This window comes from Desulfobotulus mexicanus (assembly GCF_006175995.1).
Classification (GTDB): Bacteria; Desulfobacterota; Desulfobacteria; order Desulfobacterales; family ASO4-4; genus Desulfobotulus; species Desulfobotulus mexicanus.
Window position 1 is genome coordinate 218,556 of the sequence record NZ_VDMB01000002.1, and the last position, 25,668, is coordinate 244,223.

The 25,668-nt window shown below is 48.4% G+C and carries 20 protein-coding genes; 8 read left to right on the forward strand and 12 right to left on the reverse strand.

What is annotated here, in order from left to right:
* Positions 1 to 11: 11 nt before the first annotated feature.
* The gene (locus tag FIM25_RS03090) at positions 12 to 713 is read right to left on the reverse strand and encodes a histidine phosphatase family protein (RefSeq protein ID WP_139446161.1); all 702 of its coding nucleotides are present in this window, start codon (positions 711 to 713) and stop codon (positions 12 to 14) included.
* A 253-nt stretch (positions 714 to 966) separates the two neighbouring features.
* Between FIM25_RS03090 and FIM25_RS03095 the strand changes: the two genes are divergently transcribed.
* From FIM25_RS03095 to FIM25_RS03105, 3 genes are all read left to right on the forward strand, one after another.
* Positions 967 to 1,311: a flagellar brake domain-containing protein gene (locus tag FIM25_RS03095; RefSeq protein ID WP_179953119.1), complete on the forward strand. Its 345-nt coding sequence runs from the start codon at positions 967 to 969 to the stop codon at positions 1,309 to 1,311.
* Between the two features lie 80 nt (positions 1,312 to 1,391).
* Positions 1,392 to 2,168, forward strand: a complete 777-nt coding sequence (locus FIM25_RS03100) for an electron transfer flavoprotein subunit beta/FixA family protein (RefSeq protein ID WP_139446167.1) — start codon at positions 1,392 to 1,394, stop codon at positions 2,166 to 2,168.
* Complete coding sequence (locus tag FIM25_RS03105) at positions 2,165 to 3,130, forward strand: electron transfer flavoprotein subunit alpha/FixB family protein (RefSeq protein WP_139446170.1); 966 nt, start codon at positions 2,165 to 2,167, stop codon at positions 3,128 to 3,130. Before FIM25_RS03100 ends, FIM25_RS03105 begins: the two co-directional genes overlap by 4 nt.
* A 177-nt stretch (positions 3,131 to 3,307) precedes the next feature.
* On the opposite strand, the gene FIM25_RS03110 is transcribed toward FIM25_RS03105, so the two are convergent.
* From FIM25_RS03110 to FIM25_RS03160, 11 genes are all read right to left on the reverse strand, one after another.
* Positions 3,308 to 3,982 (reverse strand): protein phosphatase CheZ, encoded by a 675-nt coding sequence (locus tag FIM25_RS03110; protein ID WP_139446172.1) that lies wholly within the window; start codon positions 3,980 to 3,982, stop codon positions 3,308 to 3,310.
* Between the two features lie 113 nt (positions 3,983 to 4,095).
* On the reverse strand, positions 4,096 to 4,956 hold the full coding sequence (locus tag FIM25_RS03115; protein WP_139446174.1) for a GGDEF domain-containing protein: 861 nt from the start codon (positions 4,954 to 4,956) through the stop codon (positions 4,096 to 4,098).
* Positions 4,957 to 5,120: 164 nt separating this feature from the next.
* Entirely contained in the window at positions 5,121 to 8,861 is a 3,741-nt protein-coding gene (locus FIM25_RS03120; RefSeq protein WP_139446176.1) for an SIS domain-containing protein, read from the reverse strand.
* A 371-nt stretch (positions 8,862 to 9,232) separates the two neighbouring features.
* Positions 9,233 to 10,312, reverse strand: coding sequence for an iron-containing alcohol dehydrogenase family protein (locus tag FIM25_RS03125; protein ID WP_139446177.1), 1,080 nt, complete (start codon positions 10,310 to 10,312; stop codon positions 9,233 to 9,235).
* Between the two features lie 18 nt (positions 10,313 to 10,330).
* Positions 10,331 to 11,521 (reverse strand): DegT/DnrJ/EryC1/StrS family aminotransferase, encoded by a 1,191-nt coding sequence (locus FIM25_RS03130; protein ID WP_139446181.1) that lies wholly within the window; start codon positions 11,519 to 11,521, stop codon positions 10,331 to 10,333.
* A gap of 70 nt (positions 11,522 to 11,591) precedes the next feature.
* Positions 11,592 to 12,998 (reverse strand): penicillin-binding transpeptidase domain-containing protein, encoded by a 1,407-nt coding sequence (locus FIM25_RS03135; protein ID WP_139446184.1) that lies wholly within the window; start codon positions 12,996 to 12,998, stop codon positions 11,592 to 11,594.
* 16 nt (positions 12,999 to 13,014) lie between these two features.
* A complete protein-coding gene (gene metG, locus FIM25_RS03140) occupies positions 13,015 to 14,946 on the reverse strand; it encodes a methionine--tRNA ligase (protein ID WP_139446187.1) in 1,932 nt (643 codons plus the stop codon).
* Between the two features lie 70 nt (positions 14,947 to 15,016).
* The gene (locus tag FIM25_RS03145) at positions 15,017 to 15,841 is read right to left on the reverse strand and encodes a PSP1 domain-containing protein (protein ID WP_139446189.1); all 825 of its coding nucleotides are present in this window, start codon (positions 15,839 to 15,841) and stop codon (positions 15,017 to 15,019) included.
* A gap of 102 nt (positions 15,842 to 15,943) precedes the next feature.
* On the reverse strand, positions 15,944 to 16,942 hold the full coding sequence (gene holB / locus FIM25_RS03150; protein WP_179953120.1) for a DNA polymerase III subunit delta': 999 nt from the start codon (positions 16,940 to 16,942) through the stop codon (positions 15,944 to 15,946).
* 115 nt (positions 16,943 to 17,057) lie between these two features.
* The gene (locus tag FIM25_RS03155; protein ID WP_139446195.1) at positions 17,058 to 17,354 is read right to left on the reverse strand and encodes an HU family DNA-binding protein; all 297 of its coding nucleotides are present in this window, start codon (positions 17,352 to 17,354) and stop codon (positions 17,058 to 17,060) included.
* A 301-nt stretch (positions 17,355 to 17,655) separates the two neighbouring features.
* Positions 17,656 to 19,815, reverse strand: coding sequence for an LPS-assembly protein LptD (locus tag FIM25_RS03160; protein WP_139446197.1), 2,160 nt, complete (start codon positions 19,813 to 19,815; stop codon positions 17,656 to 17,658).
* 159 nt (positions 19,816 to 19,974) lie between these two features.
* Here FIM25_RS03160 and tmk point away from each other — a divergent pair, with 159 nt between their 5' ends.
* The 5 genes from tmk (at position 19,975) to FIM25_RS03185 (ending at position 25,525) form a co-directional block, all read left to right on the forward strand.
* Positions 19,975 to 20,622, forward strand: a complete 648-nt coding sequence (gene tmk / locus FIM25_RS03165) for a dTMP kinase (protein ID WP_139446343.1) — start codon at positions 19,975 to 19,977, stop codon at positions 20,620 to 20,622.
* A gap of 10 nt (positions 20,623 to 20,632) precedes the next feature.
* Positions 20,633 to 20,911 carry a hypothetical protein gene (locus tag FIM25_RS03170; protein WP_139446200.1) on the forward strand — a complete coding sequence of 93 codons (279 nt, stop codon included), beginning with the start codon at positions 20,633 to 20,635 and terminating at the stop codon, positions 20,909 to 20,911.
* A gap of 2 nt (positions 20,912 to 20,913) precedes the next feature.
* On the forward strand, positions 20,914 to 22,326 hold the full coding sequence (locus FIM25_RS03175) for a deoxyribodipyrimidine photo-lyase (protein ID WP_139446202.1): 1,413 nt from the start codon (positions 20,914 to 20,916) through the stop codon (positions 22,324 to 22,326).
* A gap of 80 nt (positions 22,327 to 22,406) precedes the next feature.
* On the forward strand, positions 22,407 to 24,683 hold the full coding sequence (locus FIM25_RS03180) for a cysteine synthase (protein WP_139446206.1): 2,277 nt from the start codon (positions 22,407 to 22,409) through the stop codon (positions 24,681 to 24,683).
* A 20-nt stretch (positions 24,684 to 24,703) separates the two neighbouring features.
* On the forward strand, positions 24,704 to 25,525 hold the full coding sequence (locus FIM25_RS03185) for a hypothetical protein (RefSeq protein WP_139446209.1): 822 nt from the start codon (positions 24,704 to 24,706) through the stop codon (positions 25,523 to 25,525).
* The last annotated feature ends 143 nt before the right edge of the window (positions 25,526 to 25,668 follow it).

Genomic DNA, 25,668 nt, shown 5'->3' on the forward strand with positions numbered 1-25,668 from the left:
TGTTGTTTATATTAACGGTAGGTGATCCAATCTTGCCTGCCGCATATTTCTAGATGGGGAGCATGGTTCCAGGCGTGGAGACGGAAATCCTTTTCCTTTGCAATCCATATGGACATGGAGGAATTCATACATTGCCAGGAAAGGTCCATGGCTTTTTTGGGAGGGATTTCAAGAAAAAGATGCATACAGGTGGCAATGACGCCTCCGGATGTGACAATGAGAATTTTCTTTTTTCCCTGAAGATCCAGATCCAGAATACCCCTTCGGACTCTTTCCCTGAATTCGTGCCAGCTTTCCAGTGGATACTCGCCTTCCTCCATGTGCATCCACCTGTCCAGAAGCCCGCTTAAAATTCTCTGAAATGCCCCTTTATCCTGAATGATATTTTGAAAATCCGAGGCTGCTTTCTCATTTTCCGAAAGTATTTCCGGAAGAATTTCCCGGAAAACGCCTTCGGAATCGTACTCATCAAATGCGGGTGTTTGTATGAGCTGTGTTGCATGGATATTGTCTGGCATTTCTTGCATGAGTATCTGCGCAGTTTTTTTCTGACGGGAGAGATTTCCTGAAAAGATTTCATCAAAAATTGAGTTCGTTTTTTTGAAGTAGTCAGCCAGAAGGGCTGCTTGAATTTCTCCTGTGGGAGAAAGTCTGTCATAGCAAGCTTCTCCAAAGGAGGCCTGTCCGTGGCGGATAAGGTAGAGCATGCCCATTTTTGTTTTCCCAGGGTTGGCGTGACAGTTGTTGAATACTTGTTGAACAGGATAGTATGCTCTGGAAATCCAGCGGTCAAGAAAAAAAAAGAACGAGCGTTCGATTTTTTTATTTGACAGGGATGGTTTTCTGGTTTTTTATGTATCGAGACAGATGCTTTCTTTATCATTTGGGTATTGTCTTGGATGATGTGTAAGGGTAAATAGGTCTTTGGATATATTCTGAAATGAAATTTCTGACAGGGATATGATAATGACAGCCTATAAAGCCCTAAGCACTGAAAAAATGGGATTAAATATTACACCGGGAACAATATTCAAAATGAAAATAGAGGGTATTGATATTCCAATCAAAATTCAGGCCAGTTTGGTGGGGATGGTAAAAAACGAGTATATTCTCATTACCCACCCAACCCCCTTTGCAACGACAAAACCCAAGCTGTATGCGGGTAACGGAATCATCGCCCAGTATCAGGATGGCAGTGATATCTGTGTTTTTGGCGTAAAGATAATGGATGCCATCATGAAGCCCATACGTGTTGTTGTCCTTGAATATCCGGATAAAATCATACGGCGGAAAATACGGCCGGAGACTTGAACTGTATTTCCGGTTTTCCATGGTCCGAGTTATGGATGGGAAGGGTTTATATCTGAAAAAAGATCCGAGGGGGTAAGAAAATGCATATAGTTGTATGTGTAAAGGCAATTTCTGATCATCTGCCGGATCTGGGGTCGTTTCAAAAAGACGATGCCTCTGGCTCCGTGCATATGGGTGACTGGGACAGTGCGGCTGTGGAGACGGCTCTGAATCTTCGGGAGAGTTCCGGTGAGGGAAGGGTTACGGTTTTGACTGCGGGGCCGGTTTCATGGGAGCCTGTTCTGCGGCGATCCCTTGGCATGGGTGCGGATGCTGCTTTTCGTGTGGAACACAAGCCGGACCCGGTAAATCTCCAGAAAACTGCCAGGGCATTGCATGAGGCTTTATTTGTACTGAAGCCGGATCTGGTTCTTTGCGGAGCCATGGGAGAAGATTGCATGTATGCAGCCATTGGTCCTATGCTGGCAACTGCGGGGAATCTTCCATTTCTCACCATGGCCATGGGTATAGAGATTAATGGAGAAGGTTTTTCAGTTTTATGTGAAGGCGAAGGCGGAAAGCGTTTGCGATATGCCTTGCCCCTTGGATGCCTGATTACTGTGCAGACTGGAATTTACAGTCCGAGATATCCAAAACTTTCTTTGATGCTCAAGGCGGACAAGGCAGAGATTCCACTTCTGGACTTTGCTGAAAAAGATGTGGCATTTCCTGTCTCGGCAGAAAAGTTCACAGTGCCGCCACCAAGCAGGAAAGTTTCTTTCCTTGAGGGAAATATTGAAGAAAAAGCCGGGACTTTTATTCATATACTGATTCAAAGGGGCTGGCTTCAGGCTTGTATTGCAAAGGAGGGCGCATGACCCGGCTTGATATTGTTCTGGGAAGGGGAGATATCTTTTCACTAGGGGCAGAGCTTATGGGTCTGGCAGGTCTCCTTGTCGGAGAGGATGAGGGTAAAAGGATTCGTTTTCTCCTGCCCTTTGGTGGAGAAGCTCATCAGATAAGAGATCTTGCTCTCCTTGGTGTTGAAGTGCAGATTTTTCAATATTCAGGGGAAAAGCATTTTTCAGCAGAATACGGGCAAAAGGTTTTAAATTCTTTTTGGAAAGCAGAAAAACCTGATTTTATTCTGATGCCCGATGCAGGTATCTGGCGCAGTGTGGCACCTGCCCTGGCATTTCAGAGCGATGCTGCTTATATTCCGGCCCTGCGGGCCCTTGAAAAGGATGCCCATGGGATGCTCCTTGGCCGTCAGACATGGAGTGGAAGGCGTATGCTATGGATGCGGCTTCATAAAAAAAGTGCCGTTCTGACTGTCAGCCCCGGTTCCTTTACTCCCGCAGAAAAAAAAGACATTCCCGGTAAAACAGAAGTTTTTCAAGCGGCACAGGTCGGCGCATCCATACCTTTTCTGGGAGAGGAGCCTGGAGCTGTTGCTGCTGGGCTTCGGGAGGCCCGCATTGTACTGGCTGCGGGCAGAGGTGTTGAAGGCTCTTCTCAGATGGATCTGATAGGGAGATTTGGCAGATATCTTCCCGGAAGTATCCTTGCCGGAAGCCGTCCTGTCTGTGATGGAGGGATGCTGCCCTATGACCGTCAGATTGGTGAAACCGGGGCTGATGTGGCACCTGAGCTTTATGTGGCCTTTGGTATTTCCGGTGCTTCCCAGCACCTTGCGGGGATGGGCCGGTCTGGTTTTGTGGTTGCTGTGAACAAAGAAAAGACAGCCCCTTTTTTTCAGCATGCGGATCTGGGAATTGTGGAAGATCTGGAGGTTTTTCTTGAGGCAATTTTAAAAATCATGGATACAGAAAAAGCCTAATTATTCAGCACAGTTTATTCTAAACTGCCAATGCTGTAGTTGCAGCAGGTGGCTATTTGCAAGTGACATTGCAATCGTTTCGGATTGCGTCACGGGCAAATAGCCTGGGGTCTGTGCATCTGTCTTGCAGGTATGGTGCTTGAAAACTGTGCTGAACAGTTACGTTCCGGCCAGTTCTCAGTCGATCCCGTACTCGGAGAGGAGAGCATCAATGTTTTCCTGGGAGATTTTGTTAAGAACCTCTTCCCGGATTTCTTTTGTGTTTTTGTCCGGGTTGGCTTCTTTGTTCTGAAGCATCAGGTTGTGGGAAAGGTAAAGACGATTGATGATTTCTTCAACTTTTCTGATGAAGATAATCACCTTGTTCATTTTCTGGCCGATGAGATCCTGAAAACTTAAAGCCGTTAGGATTTCAAAAAAATTATCCTGAAGTGTATCCATGAAGGATGCCAGCTCTTCCCCTGAGATTTTACCTTCCATGCAGATGCTGCGTTGTTTCTCAAGGATTTCCATTTGCTTTTCCACAATATCCATGATGGAAAAAGTGGCATTTTCGGTGCGGGCATGGATATCTTCCAGCTGCATGGCCGTCTGGTTGAAGGCTTCGCCCGGAGCCTCTTCCTCCGAGGTTTCTCCAGTTTCTCTGCGCAATTTACGCATTTCCCTCACCAGATCTTCAAGGCCTTCCTTGATATCCGTGGAAATCCCCTGATAGAATTCACCATCATTGATGGCTTGGGAAAGGGCCTTCTGCACTTCAATGGCAACGGATTTTTCTAAGGTTTCCCTGATGGTTCTGGAAACATCCATGTTAAGCCGTTCAGCCAGCCTCGATAGAATTTCTTCTTCCATACCTGCCTGTTCCGGATAAAGGGTTTCACAACCGATTACAGCATATACTTTTGAGTTGAGTGGTTGTTTCGATATTTATTCTGGTTACCCATCGTTTTTAAGAAACATCTGATTCATACGGATTCTTTTTCACCGGAGGTTTTGTGGGGGGTGGAAAAGAAAGCATATCCAAGCCCTCTGGTTTTAGCCTGATACATGGCTTCATCCGCATAGCGTATCAGGGTTTTGAGATCATTGTTATCATCCGGATAAACAGAAATACCGAAACTTCCGGAAACAGAAACCATCTGAGCTCCTATATCAATGGGCTCATTAACGGCCTTCATCAGCCTTCTTACGCCAAGGGATGCATGGATACCTGCCTTGAGATCCGACAGCCCAAGGATGAACTCATCCCCGCCGAAACGTGCCAGTGTGTCGGTTTTTCGGATGGTGGCCAGCAGGCGTTCGGAGATAACCTTCAAAACTATGTCTCCGGCCTTGTGGCCATAGGTGTCGTTGACTGGTTTAAAGCCGTTTAGATCCATGAAAATAATTGCCAGGCATGTCTTATGACGTTTTGCATGGTGAATGAGTTGGCCTCCCCTTTCCATGAATATTTCCCGGGTGGCAAGACCGGTCAGGGCATCCTTGTTTTCTTTTCTGGGCTGGCAGGAATCTAAGACAAGGACAGCATAAAAAGTCTGGCTTGCGTGGTGATATTTTAAAATAACCTCCCTGTCTTCTCCTCCGATCAGGCCTTCGGCCCTGTATCGGATTTCCCTGTTTTCCCTTTTCGATTTTTCCATAAGAACCTGAAGGGTGCCCAGCCGGGCCTCCGGAATCAGGCTTTTCATGTTTCTTCCGGAAAAATCATGGATGCCTGTACTTTTTGTCAGTGCCTCATTGGCGTAGATCAGATTGAGCCCTGAATCAAGAATGCACATTTCAAGGGGTATCATATCATGGAAGTAGGCAAGAAGATCAGGATCCATGGAATAACCTTCATATTTGAGGTTTATTCAATCAGGCATTCCGGAGACCGGCTCCGGTATGCCTGATAATTGGTCCAGCGGTCAAAACACTATGCTTGAAAGATTAATGAAAAACTTTATAAGAAATTTAACAGAAGCCTCTACCTAAATCTATTCTTTTATGGTTAGTCCTTTAATTCCCGCCGTTTCAGTATCTCTTCCACAATCCTGTCTGCGGTTAAACCGAAAAGCTCTTCCGTTGCAAAGAGATCCAGATATTCATCCTTCCATGGAACGGAGTATTCGTTGACATTGTTTCGGATACGGTCCAGTTTGCCTCCCAGAGCTTTCATCCGGGCAAAGAGGGGGACCTCGCTGTGGAAATCCACATCCAGTGATAAAAGGTATTCAAGGAGTCTCGGACCTTCTGTATTTCCTGAAAAGGCAGGTATTATAAGAATTCTGCGTCCGTCTTTTTTTCCCTGACCGATAAAAACGTTGCCTTCCTGCACTATAATGCGCTTGCTTCCCCGCAGGACAGGATCTTTTTCTGTCCGTGAAGACATCCCGGAGAGGGAGCCTGTTTTCTGAATCAGGGAGATGCTGGTGTGACTGTTGACGTCTCCCAGAAGATTCAGGCCTTCCACTTTGTACAGAAATGCACCGTTGACCGCAGAAATAACTCCCTGAAGATTCCTCAGAACAAGAATATTTCGGCTGCTTAGCTGGGATACGTGGATTTCATGTTTTTCCAGTGCTTCAAAGAGGATACCCTCAGCTTTTTCCTTAATGCGACTGGTGCCTACTGTCACGGTTTTTGCCTGATGCTTAATGGCATCCACAGGCCGGGAAAGAAGATTGATGGCTTTTCCCATTTTTTCAAAAAAACGGTTTAAAATACCCTGTATGCTTTCACCCTTCCCGAAGTCCATTTCAATATCGCTGACTGGAAGACGACCGGAGAGGTATTTGGTCAGAAGCAGCAGATCCGTGGCATCCTTTGCATCCATCAGCGAGTGCAGTGGACCTTCGGAAAGACTTTTTCTGAAAAGGACTCCGAAAAGTGCCATTTCTTCACGGAAGCGTTTTTCCAGAACAATTTCATGGATGTCCATACCCTTTTTCGAAAAGCCCTGAACGGTTTCCATTATTGTACGGCGCTCTTCATAGAAAAAACGGGAGCCCTCATGGATGGCAAGGGCTGCATGATATCCCCATATATGACCGGCAAGGGTGGTGAGCAGGGGAGCCAGATGTTCTGGCAGATCCGGTACGGGAATGATCTGGGAGGCATAGGGATCAAAACGGTGATCTCCTTCGGATACCACCACCACTGGAAGGGCCTTGTGGGCATGGAAAATGGCTGTATCCTTGATTATGTCTCCGATGACGGAAGGCCTTGTTCCGGCTGCACAGACAAAGATCAGTGGTTCTGCGGAAAGGTCAATATGTTTTTTGTCTTCCACATAGTCCGATGAAATTGTTCGGTAACAGAGTTCACTGAGCTTGATGCGGATCTCATCTGCAGCATTCTTGTTGGGACCAGAGCCTACCGTGGCCCAGTAAAGCCTTGTAACGGCAAGTTCCTTTGCACCCTTTCCTATACTTTCTTTAATGGAAAGAACCTTTTCCATTTTTTCCGGTACAGCAAGTAGTTCTCTGATTTCTGTGCTGATGAAATCCGGACGTCTTTTTCCCGTAATCTGAGTGATCTGGAGACCCAGCAGTGCCCCTGCCACCACTTGAGAATAAAAGGCTTTTGTGGAAGCCACGGACATTTCAATATCCCGGCCTGAGCTTGTGTAAAGCACGCCTTCAACCTTGAAGGTGAGATCTGAATCCCTGCGGTTGACGATACCGATGGTTCTGGCACCACGGCTGCGGACCATGTCCACGCTGCGGTTGGTATCCGTGGTGGTTCCGGACTGGCTGATGGCCACCACAAGGGCGTCTGCCATGGTTTCCGGTCCGTCTGAATCTTCCAGAAAAAAGCCGCTGAGTTCTGATGCCTTGAGGGCCTGTACCTGTATGGCAGGATCATTTAGATAATGGCGCAGCAGGTCAGCAGAAGTCTGGGCAGCAATGGATGCCGTGCCCTGTCCGATAAAGAATATTCTCCGGATCTGATCTTCCTTAAGTGCCTGCTGCAGTGGCAGGGGGATGGCATTTTCCTCAAGGTTTACCGTATAGCCCCCCGTTTCTGCATCTTCCAGATGAAAGCGTCCCTGCAAAGTTCTTGCAACGGATCTGGGAGATTCACTGATTTCCTTTATAAAATAATGGGGAAAATGCTGGCGGTCGATATCCCTTGATGTAATGGCCGTTTCCCTGAGATCTTCTTCACTGATTTTTACGGGTGTGCCATCGTAATAAAAGGCATGGATATCCTGCAAAGGATCTTTCGGGTTTTCATCAAGAATAAAAACCTGTCCCTGAACAGGGCCATGGATACCTTCTGCAATTTTTTCCCCTTCAATTTTTATATACCGGGGAGTGCTTTCCACAAAACCGTAAACCTCAGAGGCTGCAATATAGCCGTCCTTTCCTATGCCAACAAAAATGGCCTGGCCGGAGCCTTTCTGTGCGAGAAAAAGTTTGTCAGGGGCCAGATCCGTCTGCATCCAGATGGCATGGGAACCCTCAAAATCCGATACGGCACAGCGGAAGGCTTCTTCAATGCTTTTTCCTTCCCTGAGATAATGTTCTATCTGCAAAGGAATGATTTTTGTATCCGTGGATATTTCACCGGGAATAAAATCCCAACGGTTTTCATATTGTTTTTTAAGCTCAAGGTAATTATCGATATCACCGTTCAGCGCCACCTGGATGATTCCGGTGCGGATATTTCCCGGATCTCCTGTCTGGTTGTCTACGGGGTGGCAGTTGGGTACGGATATTTCACCCACCGAAGCCCATCGGGTATGGGCAGCTACGGAAAAGTGGAGACGGGGAAGACAGCTGATCAGGTGAAGGAGAGGGTCGTTTTTGATCTGGCTCCTCAGGAAATTACCGTTATCTCCCAAAGATCCGATTTCAGCAGCAATTTTGTAGGTGAAGGAGAGGCTGACATTGTGCTGTTTTTTAAGGATCTGATGCTGCACGGCAATTGACTGATTGACAAGCACCCTCGGATTGCTGCGTTCTGCAAGCTGTTCAGTAAGTCCCTCTTCTTCCACCATCTTCTGATATTTTTTAAAAGCACTGGGTGACAGGGTAAAAAAAATGGAAATTCCGGCAGAATCCCTGCCCCGTACTTCAAGGATTTCAATACTGTTTAAAACCGTATTGGTTCTGTGGAAGACGGAAATGGCAGATTCCGATGGCTGCATGGAATAATTGCCGCAAAGAAGTTTTATCTTGTCCATGTTGTTTAGAAAATCCCTGGAAAGATGCCAGTGGATATCCTGTATTTTTTCAAGGCGGTCTGTGAGTTCCGCCAGAAGCTCTCTGGAAAGCATGGCCTGTTTTTCCATAAGGGCAGCTTTCTGATCCATAATCCGTTCAGATATTTTTTTTGCCAGATCTGAAAATTTGTTCCGGATTTCATGATTATTAAAAAGGGCAGTCATGGCAGCTTCACTTCGAAGATCTTCGATCTTTGAAGATAGTATTTCCATATTCTTTTTTCCGCCCAGAAAGGAGGCTTCCATGTCTTCAGCCTTCAGGCTGCGGATGTCGCTCTGGATGATTTCTTTGAACGCATCGTTTAATTCAGGTGAGATATGATCAAAGGTGAGATCCTCTTTGTTTTTTTTGAAGGCCATCAGCCCGGCAAGGCCACAGGCAAGGGAGCTTGGATATAAGGGGAAAAATACCAGGGAACCTTCCGGGACGGAAGAAAGGCTGCGGCCGAAGAATATTTTTTTTAAAGGGGGCAGAAGGCGGTTTTCGGAAGACTGTCCGGAGAAAAAACTGGAAAGAAGCATATATTATACCTTAATGAAAGGGTGATAGATGTAAGGGATTTGTTTTTTTGTTAGCATGAGAAAATGGTAGTAAAACATTATGTCAGTTATACAAAATAATAAAAATTACACAGAAACAGCACAGATGTCAAAAAGCCCCGTAATTATTCAGCACAATTTATTTCGAATTACCAATGCTGTCATTGCAGCAGCTTCGTACTGTTGCAAGGCTCCGAGGCTATTTGAAAGTGACATTGCAATCGTTTCGGATCAGAGCTTTGAAGGCCTGTGCATCTGTCTTGCAGGTATGATATGGAAAACTGTGCTGAACAGTTACAAAGCCCCTGCAATTTTGCTGGGGCTTTGGAAAAAATCAAAATTTATTTTGGGGCTTACATTTTTTCAAAAAGCTGTCGCATACGTTCCTTTGGCATTTTTTCCTGCCACTCTTTTCCCAGACAGTTTTCCCAGAGAGGTACCATACCCATGGAGACATCAATCATTTTTTGCATCTGTTCTTCACTGAGGTCTGCTGTGAGGTTTCTTGGGATCTTAATTTTGTTTTTTTCCGCCATTGCACGGAATTCTTTGACGCCTTCAGGATAAAAATCGTCCAGATAGTCAAAGACAATGGAGTTGGCAATGCCATGGTGGAGGCCGAGTACATAACTTAAGCCATAGGAAAGGGCATGACAGGCTCCCACCTGGGAGTAGGCGATGCTCATTCCACCAAAATAGGAGGCCATCATGAGTTTTTCATCGGATTCAGGGTGGTGATCCAGAAATACCTCCCTGCAGAGTACCTGAGACTGTTCACCAAAGGCTCTGGCATATTCATTCACAAAGGTGCCGCAGAGGGCTTCCACATTGTGGATATAACAGTCCATGCCTGTCCAGAACCACTGCTCGGGTATGCTTTCTTTTACACCATTCAGAAGATCAGGATCCAGAACCACCTGATCATAGACGGTGTGGTCGGAATTGAGTCCCAGTTTGCGTACAGGCCCTGTGAGAACAGCCGTGCGGGAAACTTCTGCTCCCGTACCCGCAAGGGTGGGAATGCCCACATGATAAACACCTGGATATTTTATGAGATCCCATCCCTGATACTCATGGGAGGCACCGGGGTTGGTGAGCATCAGGGAAACAGCCTTGGCCGTATCGAGAATGGAGCCGCCGCCAATTCCTATCACGCCGTCGGGCATCACATCCTTGCCGCAGAAGTTTTTTACCTGTTCGGTCAGGGCGTCAATGCCCGTGGTTTTGGGTTCCTTGTCCACATTGACCCTAAGGAGAAGATCTCCCTTGCGTAAAGGTATTCGTTTTTCAAGGGCTTTTCCTTCAAAAAAATCGTCCAGAACAAAAACCATGATGCCGGAGCCCTTTCTCTGCGGCTCAAGTACGGCGTCCAGCTGATCAAAACAGCCGCGGCCAAAAACCACCCGGGGAACGACTTTGAGATTGCGGTACATAGGGTTTCCTTTCATAGATCAGATCAGGGCAAAGGCTTTTTCGATGCCCTGTATGCGGGTTTCAAGATCTTTTTGTGTCCATCCCAGACGGATCTGCATGGATAGTGTTCGGGACATGATGGCATCGGATACGGGATGGGAAAGTCCTGTATAATCGGGTGTATCATGGCGCAGCTCCAGGGGCAGGGGAGCAAGGCTTTCCATCTTTCTGATATGTTCCCATTTTTTTATATAGTGCCAGTTGTTGTCATACCAGTAGAAAACGCCATCCACACCATGGGCTGGCAGGGCTTTGGCAAGGGCCCGTGCTTTATCTTCCGTTTCCATGAAAAAACTTAAATGGGTGGCAGAATCTCCGGAAGGATCAGGGATTTCCCGAAAACGTACACCTTTGTGTGCTGCAAGGGCTTCTTTAAGTATGCCCTTATTTTTGCGCTGGGTGGCAAGAATGGTGTCCAGCTTTCTTAACTGGGCAAGTCCTACGGCGGCATTCATCTCATTGGTACGGAAATTGAGACCGATGAAGGGATGGCCTTCGGCACCCCTGTCCTGCCCCACATGGTCATGGCCGTGGTCGGAGAAGGCCTGGGCCTTAAAATAGAGATCCGCATCATCGGTGATCAGCCCGCCACCCTCGCCGCAGGTGATGGTTTTGACATAGTCAAAGGAAAAACAGCCCATACGGCCAAAACGGCCCAGTGCTTTACCCTTAAAAGTGGCTCCCACGGCCTGGCAGGCATCTTCCAGAAGCAGCAGTCCTTTTTCTCTGCAAAGGGTTTCCAGAGAATCAATGCGGGCCATGGAACCGCACATGTGTACGGGCATGATGGCTTTGGTTCTTTTGGTGATGGCTTTTTCCGCGGCCTTCGGGCAGAGGCAGAGGGTTTCATCAATATCTGCAAATACAGGTGCAGCACCTGCAGCAAGAACGGCTTCCACCGTTGCCACAAAGGTGAAGGTGGGTACAATTACCTCATCCCCTGCACCCACGCCGCAGCTGGCCAGCATGACCTGAAGTGCGGCCGTCCCGCTGGAAACCAGATGCGCATGGCCGGCACCAAGACGTTTTGCAAGTTCTGCTTCAAAATCCCTTGCCTTGAAAATTCCTCTGCGGGGCCCGTCAAAATTGTAACGCATAAGAACACCGGTATCGAGGACTTCCTGTACTTCCCTGCGTTCTTCTTCTCCGAAAATTTCAAAACCCGGCATACTTTATCTCCTCAGGAAAATTTATATTTTAGCAAAGTCGGTCGGTATCACGAACAAAAGGTCTTTATATTTATGATTCTTCAGTTTTGGCTGGAAGACGCCTTGGATCAAACCAGAAGGAAAGGATGTCCTTTGTATACTCTCCTGCCCGCCTGCCTATATAGGCACCATGGCCTACCATGACGGAAACAGCGATGCTCCGTCCGTCGGGATGTATTCCGTATCCCACAAACCAGTCATAGCGGATATCCCTGCTGCGGTTGGATATGGAGCCGGTTTTACCGCCTATGCGCAAAGGACCAAGAATACGGTCCCTTTGATGGCCCCGGAAAATACGGCTGGAGGTACCCGATGTGACGGTTCGTTCCATGAGCACCTGCATGGCTTCGGCAGTCTCTTTTCTGATTGCCTGTCGTCCAGGATCTTTTGATCCCTGATACCTGATACTCTGATCTGAGTCCATGATTTTTTCTACAATATGGGGAGAGGGAAGGATACCGTCTGCTATAATGGCAGAGGCTATGGAAGCTCCGTGTATGGGAGAAATGAGGGTTCTTCTGTTGAACCCGGAGGCAATTTCAGCCCAGCTGTAGGGGGTGTCACTGAAGACAATTTCACTGGCAGGGGCAGGCAAGGTACCTTCCGGAGGCCGTCCGTCAAAGCCGAAACGTTCGGCATAAAGGGAAAGGCCCGGTTTCTGGAGATCATGGTAGCCAAGTTTTCCGAAAACAGGATTGATGCTTCTTGCAAAGGCATCCTTCAGGGATATCTGATTGGTATAACGATGCCTTTGCTGGCTCATCTGTTTTTTGTATAGGGTATACATTTCTCCGTTGAAAAAAAGGGGACTGTCCGGTTTCAGGCCATGCTTTTCCATGGCTGCGGCTGCGGCAACAATTTTAAATATGCTGGCTGCTGGATGGACCGTAAAGGCCACACTTGGGTCTCCACCCTGCACATGGGCCTTTGTTCCTGCAAGTCCTTTGATTTTTCCAGTGTACGGTTCCATGACTACAATGGAAAGGAGTTCCGGCATACCCCGTCCGGCAATCTCAGCCCGTAACACGTAGCTCAGCAGTCTGCTTTGCAGCTCATCATCCAGGGTGCTTATGGCAGTAAAGGGTTGCCCATGGATATGAAAGGGTATGGTATCTTTTACCAGAGATTCCGGTGGTACTTCCTTTAAGGCCAGGTGAATAAGCCTGTCAGTCAGAACATCCGGTGTCCTGGGTTTTTCCATGGCGGTTTCTGCTTTTTCCTCCTGCTGTTCTTCCTTCTTGGATGAAAAAGGGAAAAAAAAGAAGAGGCAACCAGCCAGAAGAAACAGTACAAAATAAGGTAGCAGGCGACTCCGGAATCTCGCAGGTTTTTTGAATTTTCCTGTCCGGGGTTTTTCTGTCCGGGATTTTCCGGTTTTGCGCTGGATGCGTTCCGCCTGCCCTTTGCGCCATGAGGGTTCCGGTCTATAAACATGCATAGGTATGACAATCCACTTACTTTACGATACTTCCAGCCTGTACAGGCCTGTCAAAGCTTGCCAGACAGAGACCGTTCTCTCCGTTGGCTGCGATAATCATCCCTTCGGATCTTACCCCCATGAGCTTGGCGGGTTTGAGGTTGGCAACAAGGGTGACCTGAAGACCGATGAGAGATTCGGGACTGTAGTCCTGGGCAATACCGGCAACGACCTGACGTACTTCCTCGCCAAGGCTGACCTGAAGTTTAAGCAGCTTATCGGATTTTTTAATGGTTTCAGCACTGACAATATGTCCTACACGGAGATCCAGGCGTGCCACATCCTCTATGCTGATGGCGGGCTTGGCATCCTTGAGGCCCTTGGGTGCGGGAGGGGGGGCAGCAGCCGTATCTGTTTCAGTTTTTGTTTCAATGCGGGGGAAAAGACGTATGGCCTTGGGTAGCGTATGCCCCGATGGCAGACTGCCCCATTTTTTAAGGCTTTCCAGACTTACTGCCTGGCAGTCTTCAAGCCCCGGATCAAGTCCCAGATGCTGCTGCATTTTTACTGCTGTTTCAGGCATGACTGGTGATATGAGGCCGGTAACTATGCGCAGGCCTTCCAGCATATTGTATATGACCGTATCCAGCTCTGGCTGCTGTCCGTTTTTATGAAGTTCCCAGGGTGCCGTGGTATCAATATATTTGTTGAGTTGGCCGATGAAGGCCCACACGGCCATTAGTGCCTTGTGGAAGGCCATTAAAGGCATCTGTTCTTCAAAAATCTCTGTAGCCTGCACTGCCCCTGCATGCAGTCCGAAATCCATGGATGAGGTTTTTGACCCATGGGGAGAAGGAACTTTTCCGCCATAGTATTTATGGGTCATGGCAATGACACGGCTGAAGAGATTACCGATGTCATTGGCAAGGTCCGCATTGATCCTTGTGACAAGGGCTTCCTCGGAAAAAGAGGCGTCCAGCCCGAAGACCATTTCCCGCATTAGAAAATATCTGAAGGCGTCGGAACCGTAAGTGTTCTTCATGGCGAGGGGGTCCACCACATTGCCAAGGCTTTTGGACATTTTGGTTTCTGAGATATTCCAGTATCCGTGTACATTGAGATGGGTGTAGACGGCAATTCCCGCAGCTTTCAGCATGGTGGGCCAGTAGATGCCGTGGGGTTTGATGATGTCCTTTGCTACAATATGCTGGGCTGCTGGCCAGAAGGTACTGAATTTTTCACCATCAGGGTACCCCAGTGCAGACACATAGTTAGTAAGGGCATCAAACCATACATAGGTGACAAAACGATTATCAAAGGGCAGGGGAATTCCCCACTGCAGGCGGGAAACTGGCCTTGAAATGCAGAGATCTTCGAGGGGCTCCCGCAGAAAGGCCAGAATTTCATTCCTGTAACGTTCAGGACGGATGAAGTCATGGTTTTTCTGAATGTACTCAACCAGCCATTCCTGATAACGTCCCATGCGGAAAAAATAGTTGGCTTCCTGAATTTTTTCAGGCTCCGTAAGGTGGTCCGGGCATTTGCCGTCCACCAGCTCTTTTTCCGTATAGAAACGCTCACATCCATAGCAGTAAAGTCCTTCATACTCACTGAAATAAATGTCTCCGGCATCATAAATTTTCTGCAGAAGATACTGTACTACCTTTATGTGTTCAGGATCCGTGGTGCGGATGAACTGGTCATGGGTGATGGAAAGTTCAGGCCAGAGATTTCTGAATTCAGCACTTATGGCATCAACATAGGTGCGGGGACTTTTGTCTTCTTTGGCAGCAGCCTTTACGATTTTGTCTCCGTGTTCGTCCGTACCCGTAAGAAAATAAGTGTTTTTTCCCTGCATACGTGCAAAGCGGGCAGCCACGTCAGCAGCAATGGTGGTATAGGCATGACCCAGATGGGGTCTGGCATTTACGTAATAAATGGGGGTGGTGATGTAAAAAACCTCAGACATGATATCTGTTCCCTGAAAGTTGCAATCCATACCGCCTGATCAAAGCAGGGTATGGCCTTTTGGTTTATATTCAGTTGTCTCCATCGGCCGGTAGTGCGCTATGGAGGGATATTTCCTCTGCGCTGAACTCAAGTTCAAGACCATCTTCCATACGTACTGAGATGCGGTTGGCTATGACATTTTGCCGGGTTATGCGCCCCTTTCCCTTAGGCGTACTGACCAGCTTGCCGATTTTGGGAATACCGCTTTTCAAATCCCTGTAAGTACTGTTTTCATAGGTCAGGCAGCACATGAGACGGCCGCAGAGTCCGGATATTTTGGTAGGGTTCAGGGACAGTCCCTGTTCCTTTGCCATGCGTATGGAAACTGGCTCAAATTTTTCTATAAAGGCACTGCAGCAGGTCTGGCGACCACAGCGGCCAACTCCGCCACACATTTTTGCCTGATGCCTGATTCCCACCTGGCGCATTTCAATGCGTACCCGGAATTCCTTTACCAGATTTTTAACCAGCTGCCGGAAATCCACCCTTCCTTCGGATGTAAAGAAAAAAGTAAGCTTGGATGCGTCAAAGGTACTTTCCACGGAAAAAAGATTCATGGAAAGATTCAGGGTTTCCACTTCCTGTTTGCAGAACTGGTGGGCAGCCTCTTCAACTTTCTGGTTTTCTTCCACACGGAGAAAATCGCTGGCATCCGCAAGGCGGAGGACGTTTTTCAGAGTCTGACCCGTATGGGGTTTTTCCTGCTGGCGAATGGGGGTGGTCAGGGTGGCAAAGCCAAGGCCCTGTTCCGTCTCCACGATCACTGCATCGCCAAGGGAAATATCCAGATCACCTGCATTGAAATCATAGATTTTGCCTGCGGATTTAAATCGTACACCTGCAATTCGGATCATAATACTCCCAAAAAAACGGACCGCCGATTCCAGGACTCCTGATACCGGCGGTCGGCCTTGTTTCAGATCGATAAGGATCAGGCCCTATGCAGCAGGGCAGCGTCAGGCAGCATTGTCCGGATTCATAAGCATCGCATCCATTGCCAGCCTGGGCAGAATGTTCTGATCCATACGATGCCTGATGTCACGGATGTGCTGAATCATATTCATGGCCTGTTCCGGAAGAATTTTTTCCCCGGCTTCGGTAATTTCCTGTCTGCAGTCATCAAAAAACCCATGAATGCATAACACATCGGGATTCGTTGCTGCAAGGCAGATATCTCTGAAAAGACCTTCCATAATGATCAGGCTGATTTCTGCACTGGGCTTGTCCGGTGTCAGCCATTCGGAAAGGGCAAGGGCCTTTGAAGGTTCCAGGTAAATTCCACGGGAAAATGTACGGGCAATAATTTTTCTTTTATGGTTTTCTCTGATAAGGGCCTGGCCAAGTAAAAAATTGCCGCAGGCCAGTTTTGCCGCCGACAGAGCGGCAGCATCATCGGGAGCCATGGGGCGGAGTTTTTCAGCCAGTATTTCGACCGGCATGGGAAGAAAGCGAATTTCCTGACAGCGGGACCGGATGGTTTCAAGCAGTCTCTGGGGATCCGAAGTCATCAGGATAAAGTAGGTGGCATCGGGCGGTTCTTCCAGTGCTTTGAGCAGGGCATTGGCTGCTTCCCTGTTCATGGCCTGGGCATCTGTCAGCAGAACAAAGCGTTTTCTGGCTTCGTGGGGTTTTCGGATCAGCTGTTCTATGAGTTTTCGGATCAGCTCAATACGGATGATCCCATTGACCGGCTGAATACCTATGAAGTCCGGGTGCTGATCCATAATAATTTTTCTGCAGGACCGGCACTGGCCGCAGGGGGCTTCGGAGTCCGTACAGTTCTCCACCATCATCAGGGTGCGGGCAGCAAGGGATTTTCCTGTTCCCGGCAGACCGGAAAAAAGAAGACCCTGGGGCAGTCGCCCTGATATGAGCATGCCTTCCAGAGACCGGACTGCAGGGGCCTGTCCTTCAAGATGATGAAAACCATATGCTGTCTGTGGGTCGGAATCCAAGGTTCCCATCCTTCCATGGGCAAAAAAAGTCACCGCAACGCAGGCCCTGTATTGTTTTTCTAGAACTTGCTTCGGATACCTGCGCGCGGTTCAGATTGTAAAAACCGAAAGCGGCTTATGCCGGATCGGTTTTTTCTCTGTAATCGACCCGTTCTTTAAGCTCTTTGCCACATTTGAAAAAAGGAAGTTTTTTGGGTTGTATCAATACCTTTTCCCCGGTTTTGGGGTTGCGGCCCGTATAACTTTTGTATTCTTTGATAAAGAAACTGCAAAGACCCCGGATTTCAACCCGCTCACCTTTGGCCAGAGCTTCTGTCATGGAATCAAAGAAAATCTGTACAACTTCCGCAGCCTCTGCCTTGGAAATATCCGCTTCGTTTTTAAGTGTTGCAATCAGTTCCAGCTTGTTCATTTACTTGCCTCCTCCGGCGATAAGAATTCAAGCGAAGTACATAGAAGGAAGAGTACCGGAAGTCAAGGGTTTATGGTGAAAATTCTGTTTTCCGGCCGGAAGAATTCCTTCATTGTAAGTTCTGGGGATTATATTAGTAACTCTTTTTATATCAGGTGATTGTGTTTATAAAGACTTTTAATGGAAAAAGCCGGATGGCCTGCTGTCAGCATCCTGAAGGCTTCAGTCCGAGGCTTTTGCGTAAAGACAGCATAAGTATGCGTAACAACAAAGCTCAGATGCAGGTGAGTCTCTGCCATAATCATGGCAGTCTTTCTTTGCCAAGGCTGTGTTCAAAGTTGCCAAGGCCCTTAAGTGTCCAGTAGAAACCGATTTTCTTATCATCCTTGTCATCGGAATAAATCATATCCAGCTGCCAGCAGCCAGCGTTGTAGCGCAGGCCATAGTCCTGTTTGTTGTTGGTTTTTTCTTTAAGATTACGCTCATGTTCCCACATGAAACCAAGGGTGTCCGTCAGGCCCAGGTAGCCACGGAGATGAAGGGATGCGGAGAGATCCTTTGCATAGCGATGCTCTGCATAGAAATGGTTAATGCCTCTTTTCAGATCCAGGCCTGCGCTGTAGGCTCCCCAGTTCGAATTTTCCACAGACCAGGTGAGATCACTGAAGAGGCGGATATTATCCGATGGAAAAAGGGAGAATTCCCCTCTGGCATCGGAAAAGGCTTTTTCCCCATTTTCTTCTGCTTTGTCCATATCATAGCTCTGGGAGATTTTCAGGCGGAGAAATTCCCTGTACCCATGCAAACTATCTTTCTTGTCTTCCTTGTCAGGAAAGCGTGCGGTCAGGCTTTGGGTGAGGCTGTAGGTGATAAGGCGTTTTTTTTCTATTCTGTCCAGATCGTCAAAATAGGGGAGATCATTCTGGTCCTCATCCGGAATAAACTCAAAGGTGATTTTGGGCTGAAGGCTGTGGCGGATTTTATCTGCGGATGTTCTTTCCACATCAAATACCCTGTAAATCTCCGTAAAAAGATCAAGGCGGGCATCGAACAGTGTACGGTTATAATTTTTATGGCCTTCATTTTCCTTATCCATAGGATTTTCCGTATACCAGAAGGTCTGACGCAGACCAGTCGAAGGTTCTGCAGACACAGTCCCCATGCGGAAAGGGGCGTAGAGGCGGGGGGCGAGGTCAATCCGGCTCCCCTTTTCTCCGTCAATCCGGTAAAAATAGCCTCCTTCCGATTCAAAGGCATGGTAGAGAAATGTGTTTGAAAGGACCTGTCTCCGGGTGGAAAGGCGGATACGGGGAAGGCGCTGCACCGTGGAGTCCTGCAGGTTTTCTTTTCTTTTGCGGATATCATCTTCCCAGATGAACTCACCCTCTACCCTTACAATCTCAGTGTTTGTGGTTAAAAGCAGGCGGTTGGTCCGGGTTTTCTCCTTTTCCGGGTTAATCCCCCTGCCGAATTCGTTTTGAAAGAGACTGTCGGTTTTTGCAAAGCTTAAAGATCCGCCCTTAAAATCATCAAAATAGGCGGTATCACTGAGCAGATCCAGATCCAGAAATGCCCTTGCATTTCCTGCAGGGGAAAAATTCTGTTTCATCCGGAACCAGTAGCGGTCACTGCTGATGCCGGGATTGTTTTTTTCTTCCTGATTTAGTTTCTGGCTGAGACCATCCAGTCTCAGTGTCATGCGGTCTTCTGCATTCCACATTTTTCTGTATTCCAGGCCTGTCCTGTCCCTTCCTTTCTCCATGAAGTGGTAGTAGAGGGTGGCATCGGAACTGTCGCTGATGGCAAGGTAAAGGGGTTGCAGGTGTTCATAACCGTAACGGTCTGACAGATGAATTTCAGGCATGAGCAGGCCGCTCTGTCTCTGGGTCTTGGCGGGGAAAAAAAGCCAGGGGGCATAGAGAACTGGGATGCCTCTCACGCGGAAGGCTCCATGATTCAGGGTTCCGTAACCTTCAAGGGTGACTTTGATATGGGAGGCAGTTACTTCCCAGTCAGGGACATCCCCCTCGCAGGTGGTAATGCCTGCACCATCAATCATATATGTGTGTTCTCCGATCCTTTCAATCTTTCTGCCCCTCAGGCGGAATTGTGACTTTGAAATAAAGAGAACGCCCTTTTCCATGGTGCCTGTACCTTTTTCCATATTATAATGGATACGTTCGCCTTCCATACGGTCATTGCCGGTCTGAAGCAGTATGTTGCCTTCTCCGGATATGATTTTTTCTTCTGGTATATAAAAAATACGGTCTGCGTGGAGTATCATATCCCCACCAGTAATCCTAACATTCCCAGTGGCTGTGTATTGTCCGTCTGCAGGATTATAGCCCATGTGGTCTGCTTCAATGGTATAGGGAGCAGAAGCTTCAGTCACTGTAGCATCATATGTCAGGCCGATGAAGGATAAAGCCAGCAAAGTCAGCAGGCATGGGTAAAACCGCATAAACAGTCATCCTGTGTTTTCCGGGAAAAAGAATACGGGGGCTTTTCCTTGAACCTCCGAAGGTTATGGACTATACATGCACTTTAAGGCCCGGACAAGGGCGTTGGATGGACAATATTGTCCAAAAACACAAGGGAAGCCCCGAAGGAAATCATTCTTATGCTTATCACCCTCTGCGGCGGTGAAGGTGCTGGAAAAAGTACCCAGGTACTGCGCCTTGCCCAAAGGCTTGAAAAAAAAGGATACGGGGTGGTCTCTACCCGTGAACCCGGTGGGACAGCCATTGGTCGTAAAATCCGGGCTCTGCTTCTGGACCCTGCCAACGGAGCCATAGTGGCGGATACAGAGCTTTTTCTTTATGCTGCAGACCGGGCTCAGCATCTGGCAGAGGTGGTCAGGCCTGCCCTTGCCGCAGGAAAGATAGTCATCAGTGATCGTTTTGCAGACAGTACCACGGTGTATCAGGGGGTTGCCCGGGGTCTGGCTCCTGAGCGTATTCAGCAGGTCCATGATCTGGTGCTTCAGGGACTTTGTCCGGATATCACCTTTCTTCTGGATTTACCACCGGAAGAAGGTCTGGCAAGGGCCTTATCCCAGGCGGCCCTTGGTGCAAGAAAAGCAGAAGAGATGCGCTTTGAACAGGAAACTCTTGTTTTTCACCGGAATATCCGGCAGGGATTTTTGGATCTGGCGGAAAAAGAAAAGTATCGTTTTTTTATTGTGGATGCCATGCAGCATCCGGATCTGCTGACGGAGCAGATGATTACCATTGTGGAAGAAAAACTCTTGGAGATTCAGACCCGATAAGGAGATTGCCATGGCAGACAGCCTGAATGAAACGGAAAAGTGGGGGGAAAGTCTTTTTGATGATACCTATGACCGTACTTTTTTTGAACTGATGCGGAATAAGGAAACCAATCCCAACATTTCCATCATTGAGATTGAGGCAAGACTTAATGACAGGTACCTGAGTTTCGGCCATGGCTGGGATGGAGGAAGCCCTGTGCAGGAAGTGATGCTTTCTGCTGAAATTGCGGCACTGGAAGCTTTTCTGGCAGAGTGGCGGGGTCAGCTTTCTCCTTTGAAACGGATATAGTCATGGAGGAAGTCCTGTATGCCTTTTCCCGTGTGGGGGAAAAAAGAATACAGCGTAAAAATGACAGGGGCTTTTGCAGAGATGCGGGCTATGTGCTCTACTGGATGCAGCAGTCCCAGCGGGTGGAGGACAATCCTGCCTTAGCCTTTGCCCTGGAAACTGCGGCTTTTTTGAAAAAACCTCTGGTGGTGGCTTTTTCCCTCTGGGGATATTATCCGGAAGCCAGGTGGCCCCATTTTGTTTTTATGCTGGAGGGCCTTCAGGAAATTGCAGCTAAGTTGCAGTCCATGGGTATTGCCTTTGTACTTCGCATTGGGGAGCCTGAAGATACCATATATCAGCTGGCAGGGGATGCTGCTGCCCTGATCTGTGACGTGGGGTATCTTCGCCATCAGAAAATTTGGCGGGAAAATCTTGCGAAACGGCTTTCATGTGCCGTCTTTGCCGTGGAAGCCAGTGTGGTGGTGCCAGTGGCCGAAGCTTTTCACCGCAGAGCCTATGCAGCTTATGTTCTCCGTCCTAAAATCATGGGGAAAATGGCGGATTTTCTGGAGCCTGTGTCCATGCTTCCGGCACATCCTTTCAAGGGTAATCCGCCCGCAGGGGAAAATCCCGAAGAAGGGGAGGCTCTCCTGCACAGGGCCGGGGTTCCATGGTCCTCCATGCCAGAGGCCTGGTTTTTTAAGGGTGGAGAAAAGGCCGCCCTTAACTGTCTGGATAATTTCCTTGAACAGAGGGCAAAAAACTATGTGAAGGACAGAAGCTTGCCCCATAGATATGCGGTATCTTTTCTTTCTCCTTTTCTGCACTTTGGCATGATCAGTCCGGGGCTTGTGGTGCGCAGGGTGCAGGCCGGTGGGCTGGAACCGGAAGTCAGGGAAGCTTTTCTGGAGCAGTTTGTGGTAAGACGGGAGCTGGCCGTGAATTTTGTGAATTATACGCCGGATTATGACAATTATAACTGCCTTCCGCCATGGGCAAGGGAAACCCTGGAGCTGCACAGGGGGGATGAAAGGCCTTATCTTTATACTTTAAAAGAGCTGGAGGATGCCTCTACCCATGATCCTTACTGGAATGCAGCCATGGAGGAAATGCGTCTGACCGGATATATGCACAATGTGATGCGCATGTACTGGGGGAAAAAAATTCTGGAGTGGTCGCCCTCTCCGGAAGAGGCCTTTGAACGTATTCTCTATCTGAACAACTGTTTATTTCTCGATGGCAGAGATCCCTGTTCCTATGCAGGGTGTGGATGGATTTTTGGTCTGCATGACAGGCCCTGGCCTTCAAGGCCGATTTTTGGCAGTGTCCGTTTCATGGCTGCTTCGGGCCTTGAGCGCAAAAGCCGTATTGCCGAATATGTCCGCCATGTGAACGGCTTGCCCGGTATCTTGAATAAAACTTCCGCTCCGTAAAAAATCTAAAAACGATTGCAGGCTCACTTGCAAACATCTTGGGTGCCTTATGCCCAGAACCCAATATTTCAGGATATTATATGTCAAATTCCCTTCTGGATCTCATAGGTAATACCCCTCTGGTGGAAATCCGTCGCATGAATCCCAATCCTTTGGTGCGGATTTTTGCCAAACTGGAATATATGAATCCCGGTGGCTCGGTAAAGGATCGTGCAGCCCTTTACATGATACGCATGGCCGAGGAGGCGGGTATTCTCACCAAAGACAAGGTGGTGATTGAGGCCACCAGCGGCAATACGGGCATAGGCCTTGCCATGGTCTGTGCCATAAAGGGCTACCGCTTAATGCTGGCCATGAGTGAATCCGTAAGTCTGGAAAGACGGCGTATTTTAAAGGCAAGGGGGGCTGAAATTCTCCTGACGCCGGGGCATCTGGGTACAGATGGCGCCATTGAGGCCGTCTATCGGCTGGTACGGGAACATCCTGACCGATACTTTATGACAGACCAGTACAATACCGAAGCCAACTGGCGGGCCCATGCCGAAGGCACTTCAAGGGAAATCTGGGATCAGACCGGAGGAAAGGTGGATGCCGTTGTGGCCACCATGGGCACCACGGGGACGCTCATGGGCCTTTCAAGGGGCTTGAAGGCTTTGAATTCTGCAGTCCGTATCATTGGTGTGGAACCCTATCTCGGTCACAAGATTCAGGGCCTTAAAAACATGAAGGAAGCCTACCAGCCGGAACTCTATGAAAAAAACAGGCTGGATCAGAAGGTGAATATCGAGGATGGCAGGGCCTTTGAAACGGCCCGCAAACTTGCCCTGGAAGAGGGTCTTCTTGTGGGTATGAGCAGCGGAGCTGCCATGGCTGTAGCCCAGGATGTGGCCGCATCCATGGAAAAGGGGATTGTGGTGGTGATGCTGCCGGACAGTGGGGAGCGTTATCTGTCCACCGAACTTTTTGCCAGCAAGACACCTGAGACTCTGAAATTTTACAATACCCTCAGTCGCACCAGAGAGGCCTTTAAGCCCCTGCATGAGGGAAAGGCTTCCGTTTACTCATGTGGCCCCACCGTCCATGACCGCATGCATCTTGGAGGATGCCGCAGGGCTGTTTTCAGTGATCTGCTCAGCCGTTATTTGAAATACCGGGGACTGGATGTAACCCATGTCATGAATATTACAGACATGGATGATAAGACCATCGCAGGTTCCGAGGCCGCAGGTCTTCCCTTAAAGGATTTTACCGAAAAGTGGATAAACATTTTCCATGCAGATCTTGCAAGGCTTAAGGTGGAGCCTGCCAAGCACTATCCTTTGGTAAGTGAGCATCTGGATGATATGGTATCCCTCACAAGAAAACTGGTCAGCTCCGGTGTGGCCTATGAAAAACATCATTCCATCTATTTTAATATTTCCGCATTTCCCGAATACGGTTCCCTGTCCGGAGTGGATCTGGACAAGATCCGTCTGGGAGCAACAGTTGATCTTGAGGAATATGAAAAGGATAACCCCAGGGATTTTACCCTGCTCAAGCGTATCCGGCTTTCCGAGCTGAAACGGGGAATTTATGCTTCTACGGAATGGGGCAATGTAAGGCCTTCTTTGCATCTTCAGTGTGCAGCCATGTCCATGAAATATCTGGGACAGACCTTTGACATACATACCAGCTCCAGGGATCTTCTTTTTCCCCACCATGAAAACGAGATTGCCATCGCCACCGCAGCCACAGGTGCCCCCATGGCCCGCTGCTGGATGCATTGTGACCGGGTTTTTGTGGATGGTCAGGCCGTGGGACAGGAATGCCGGATAACTCTGGAAGATCTAGAGAAACGGGGGATGACGGACAGGGAAATCCGTTTCTGGCTTCTTTCGGCCCACTACCGTAAGCCTGCCCTGCTCACCGAAGATATTCAGCTGGCCGTGCGCCGTTCCCTTTCCCGCATAGACAGCTGTATCCACAGGCTTGCCTGTCTGACCATGGGTGAGGAGAACCCTGAGATGGAAAGGCTGACTTTGGAACTCAAGGAGAATTTTATCCGGGATATGGATGATGACCTTAATATCTCGGCAGCCATGGGCGGGATATTCAATCAGATCCGGAGCATCAACCGCCTTCTTGCCGAAGGCAGGGTAGGGTCGCTGGGTGCATCGGCAATCCTTCAGGTTTTCAGGGAGCTGGACAGCGTGCTTCAGGTCTTTGATTTTGTGGATACATCCGGAAATCCTGAGATCGGACTGAAGCTTGCCGAAAGGGAGGCCGCCCGCAGCCGGGGTGACTGGGAAGCTGCGGATTATCTGAGGGAAGAACTGCTGCGCATGGGAGTCATGCTGCAGGATGGAAAAAAGATTTAATAATCAAGGAGCTGTGTCTTATGGAAGTTCTATATTTTCCTTTTTTGAATGTGAACGCCCTTTCCATAGGCTGTATCCGTTCCTTTGCTCCCAGAGTCCACATCCTTAAAGGCCTGGAGTCTGCCCTTTTTCCGCCCACCCTTGAAGCCATGCAGGAAGGCTGGCTGATTCCCATAAAACCTAAAGGGCTGGATTTTGATCTTTTGTCAGCCATGGCTGCAAGTCTGGAGGAGAGGGCTGGGTTTCTCGGTAAAGAGGGCTTGGGACATTTTTTTTCAAAAAAAGAAGAGTCCGTGCCTGACCCCCATATTCTGGCCAGACAGATACGTGGCGAAGTGTCTGTTGGTACTGTTGTGGAAAAAAAAGATGAATCCCTTGCCATGGCTGCTTTTTTTTTAATGAAGGCCGAAGCCTTTGACAGGGAGAATCAGGAGCTGGAAGAAGATTTTCGGAAGGTTGCATCCGCAGGCAGGAATATGCTGGCGGGTCTTATGGGGGAAAGCACCGGTGAAAATATAGTCAGGGATGGGGAGAAGCCGGTTCTCTGTCGGATGGAAGAACGGATACGTTTCTGGCTGCGCCTCTTCCTTGCCTGTGAAAAGGCTCCTTTTTTCTGGGTGACGGATCTGCCAGGAGCAGAAGAAATTCTGGAAGGTATTTTTTCTGGCAAAATCCATAGAATGGACAGGCCACCTGAAGATGGTCCGCTTATTTCTGCCAGGGTGAATGGAACCCTGCTTCGGGTTTCTGTACAGGAGGCTTTTCCCGGTGAAAAAAAGGCCTTGCATTTTCCTGAGTTTTTATGGATTTTTTGTCTGGATATTCCTGCAATGATGGGGTAAGGAAAAGCTTCTTTTTGCTGATTTGAAGGTCATCGGGAACAGGTCTTTTTAATAGCGGACTGAAGGTATATTCCAGCTTGACAAAGCTTTAAAAAAGCAGTTCTAATTACGGGCATGTTGTTTTAAGGCAAAGTGTCCCTCTG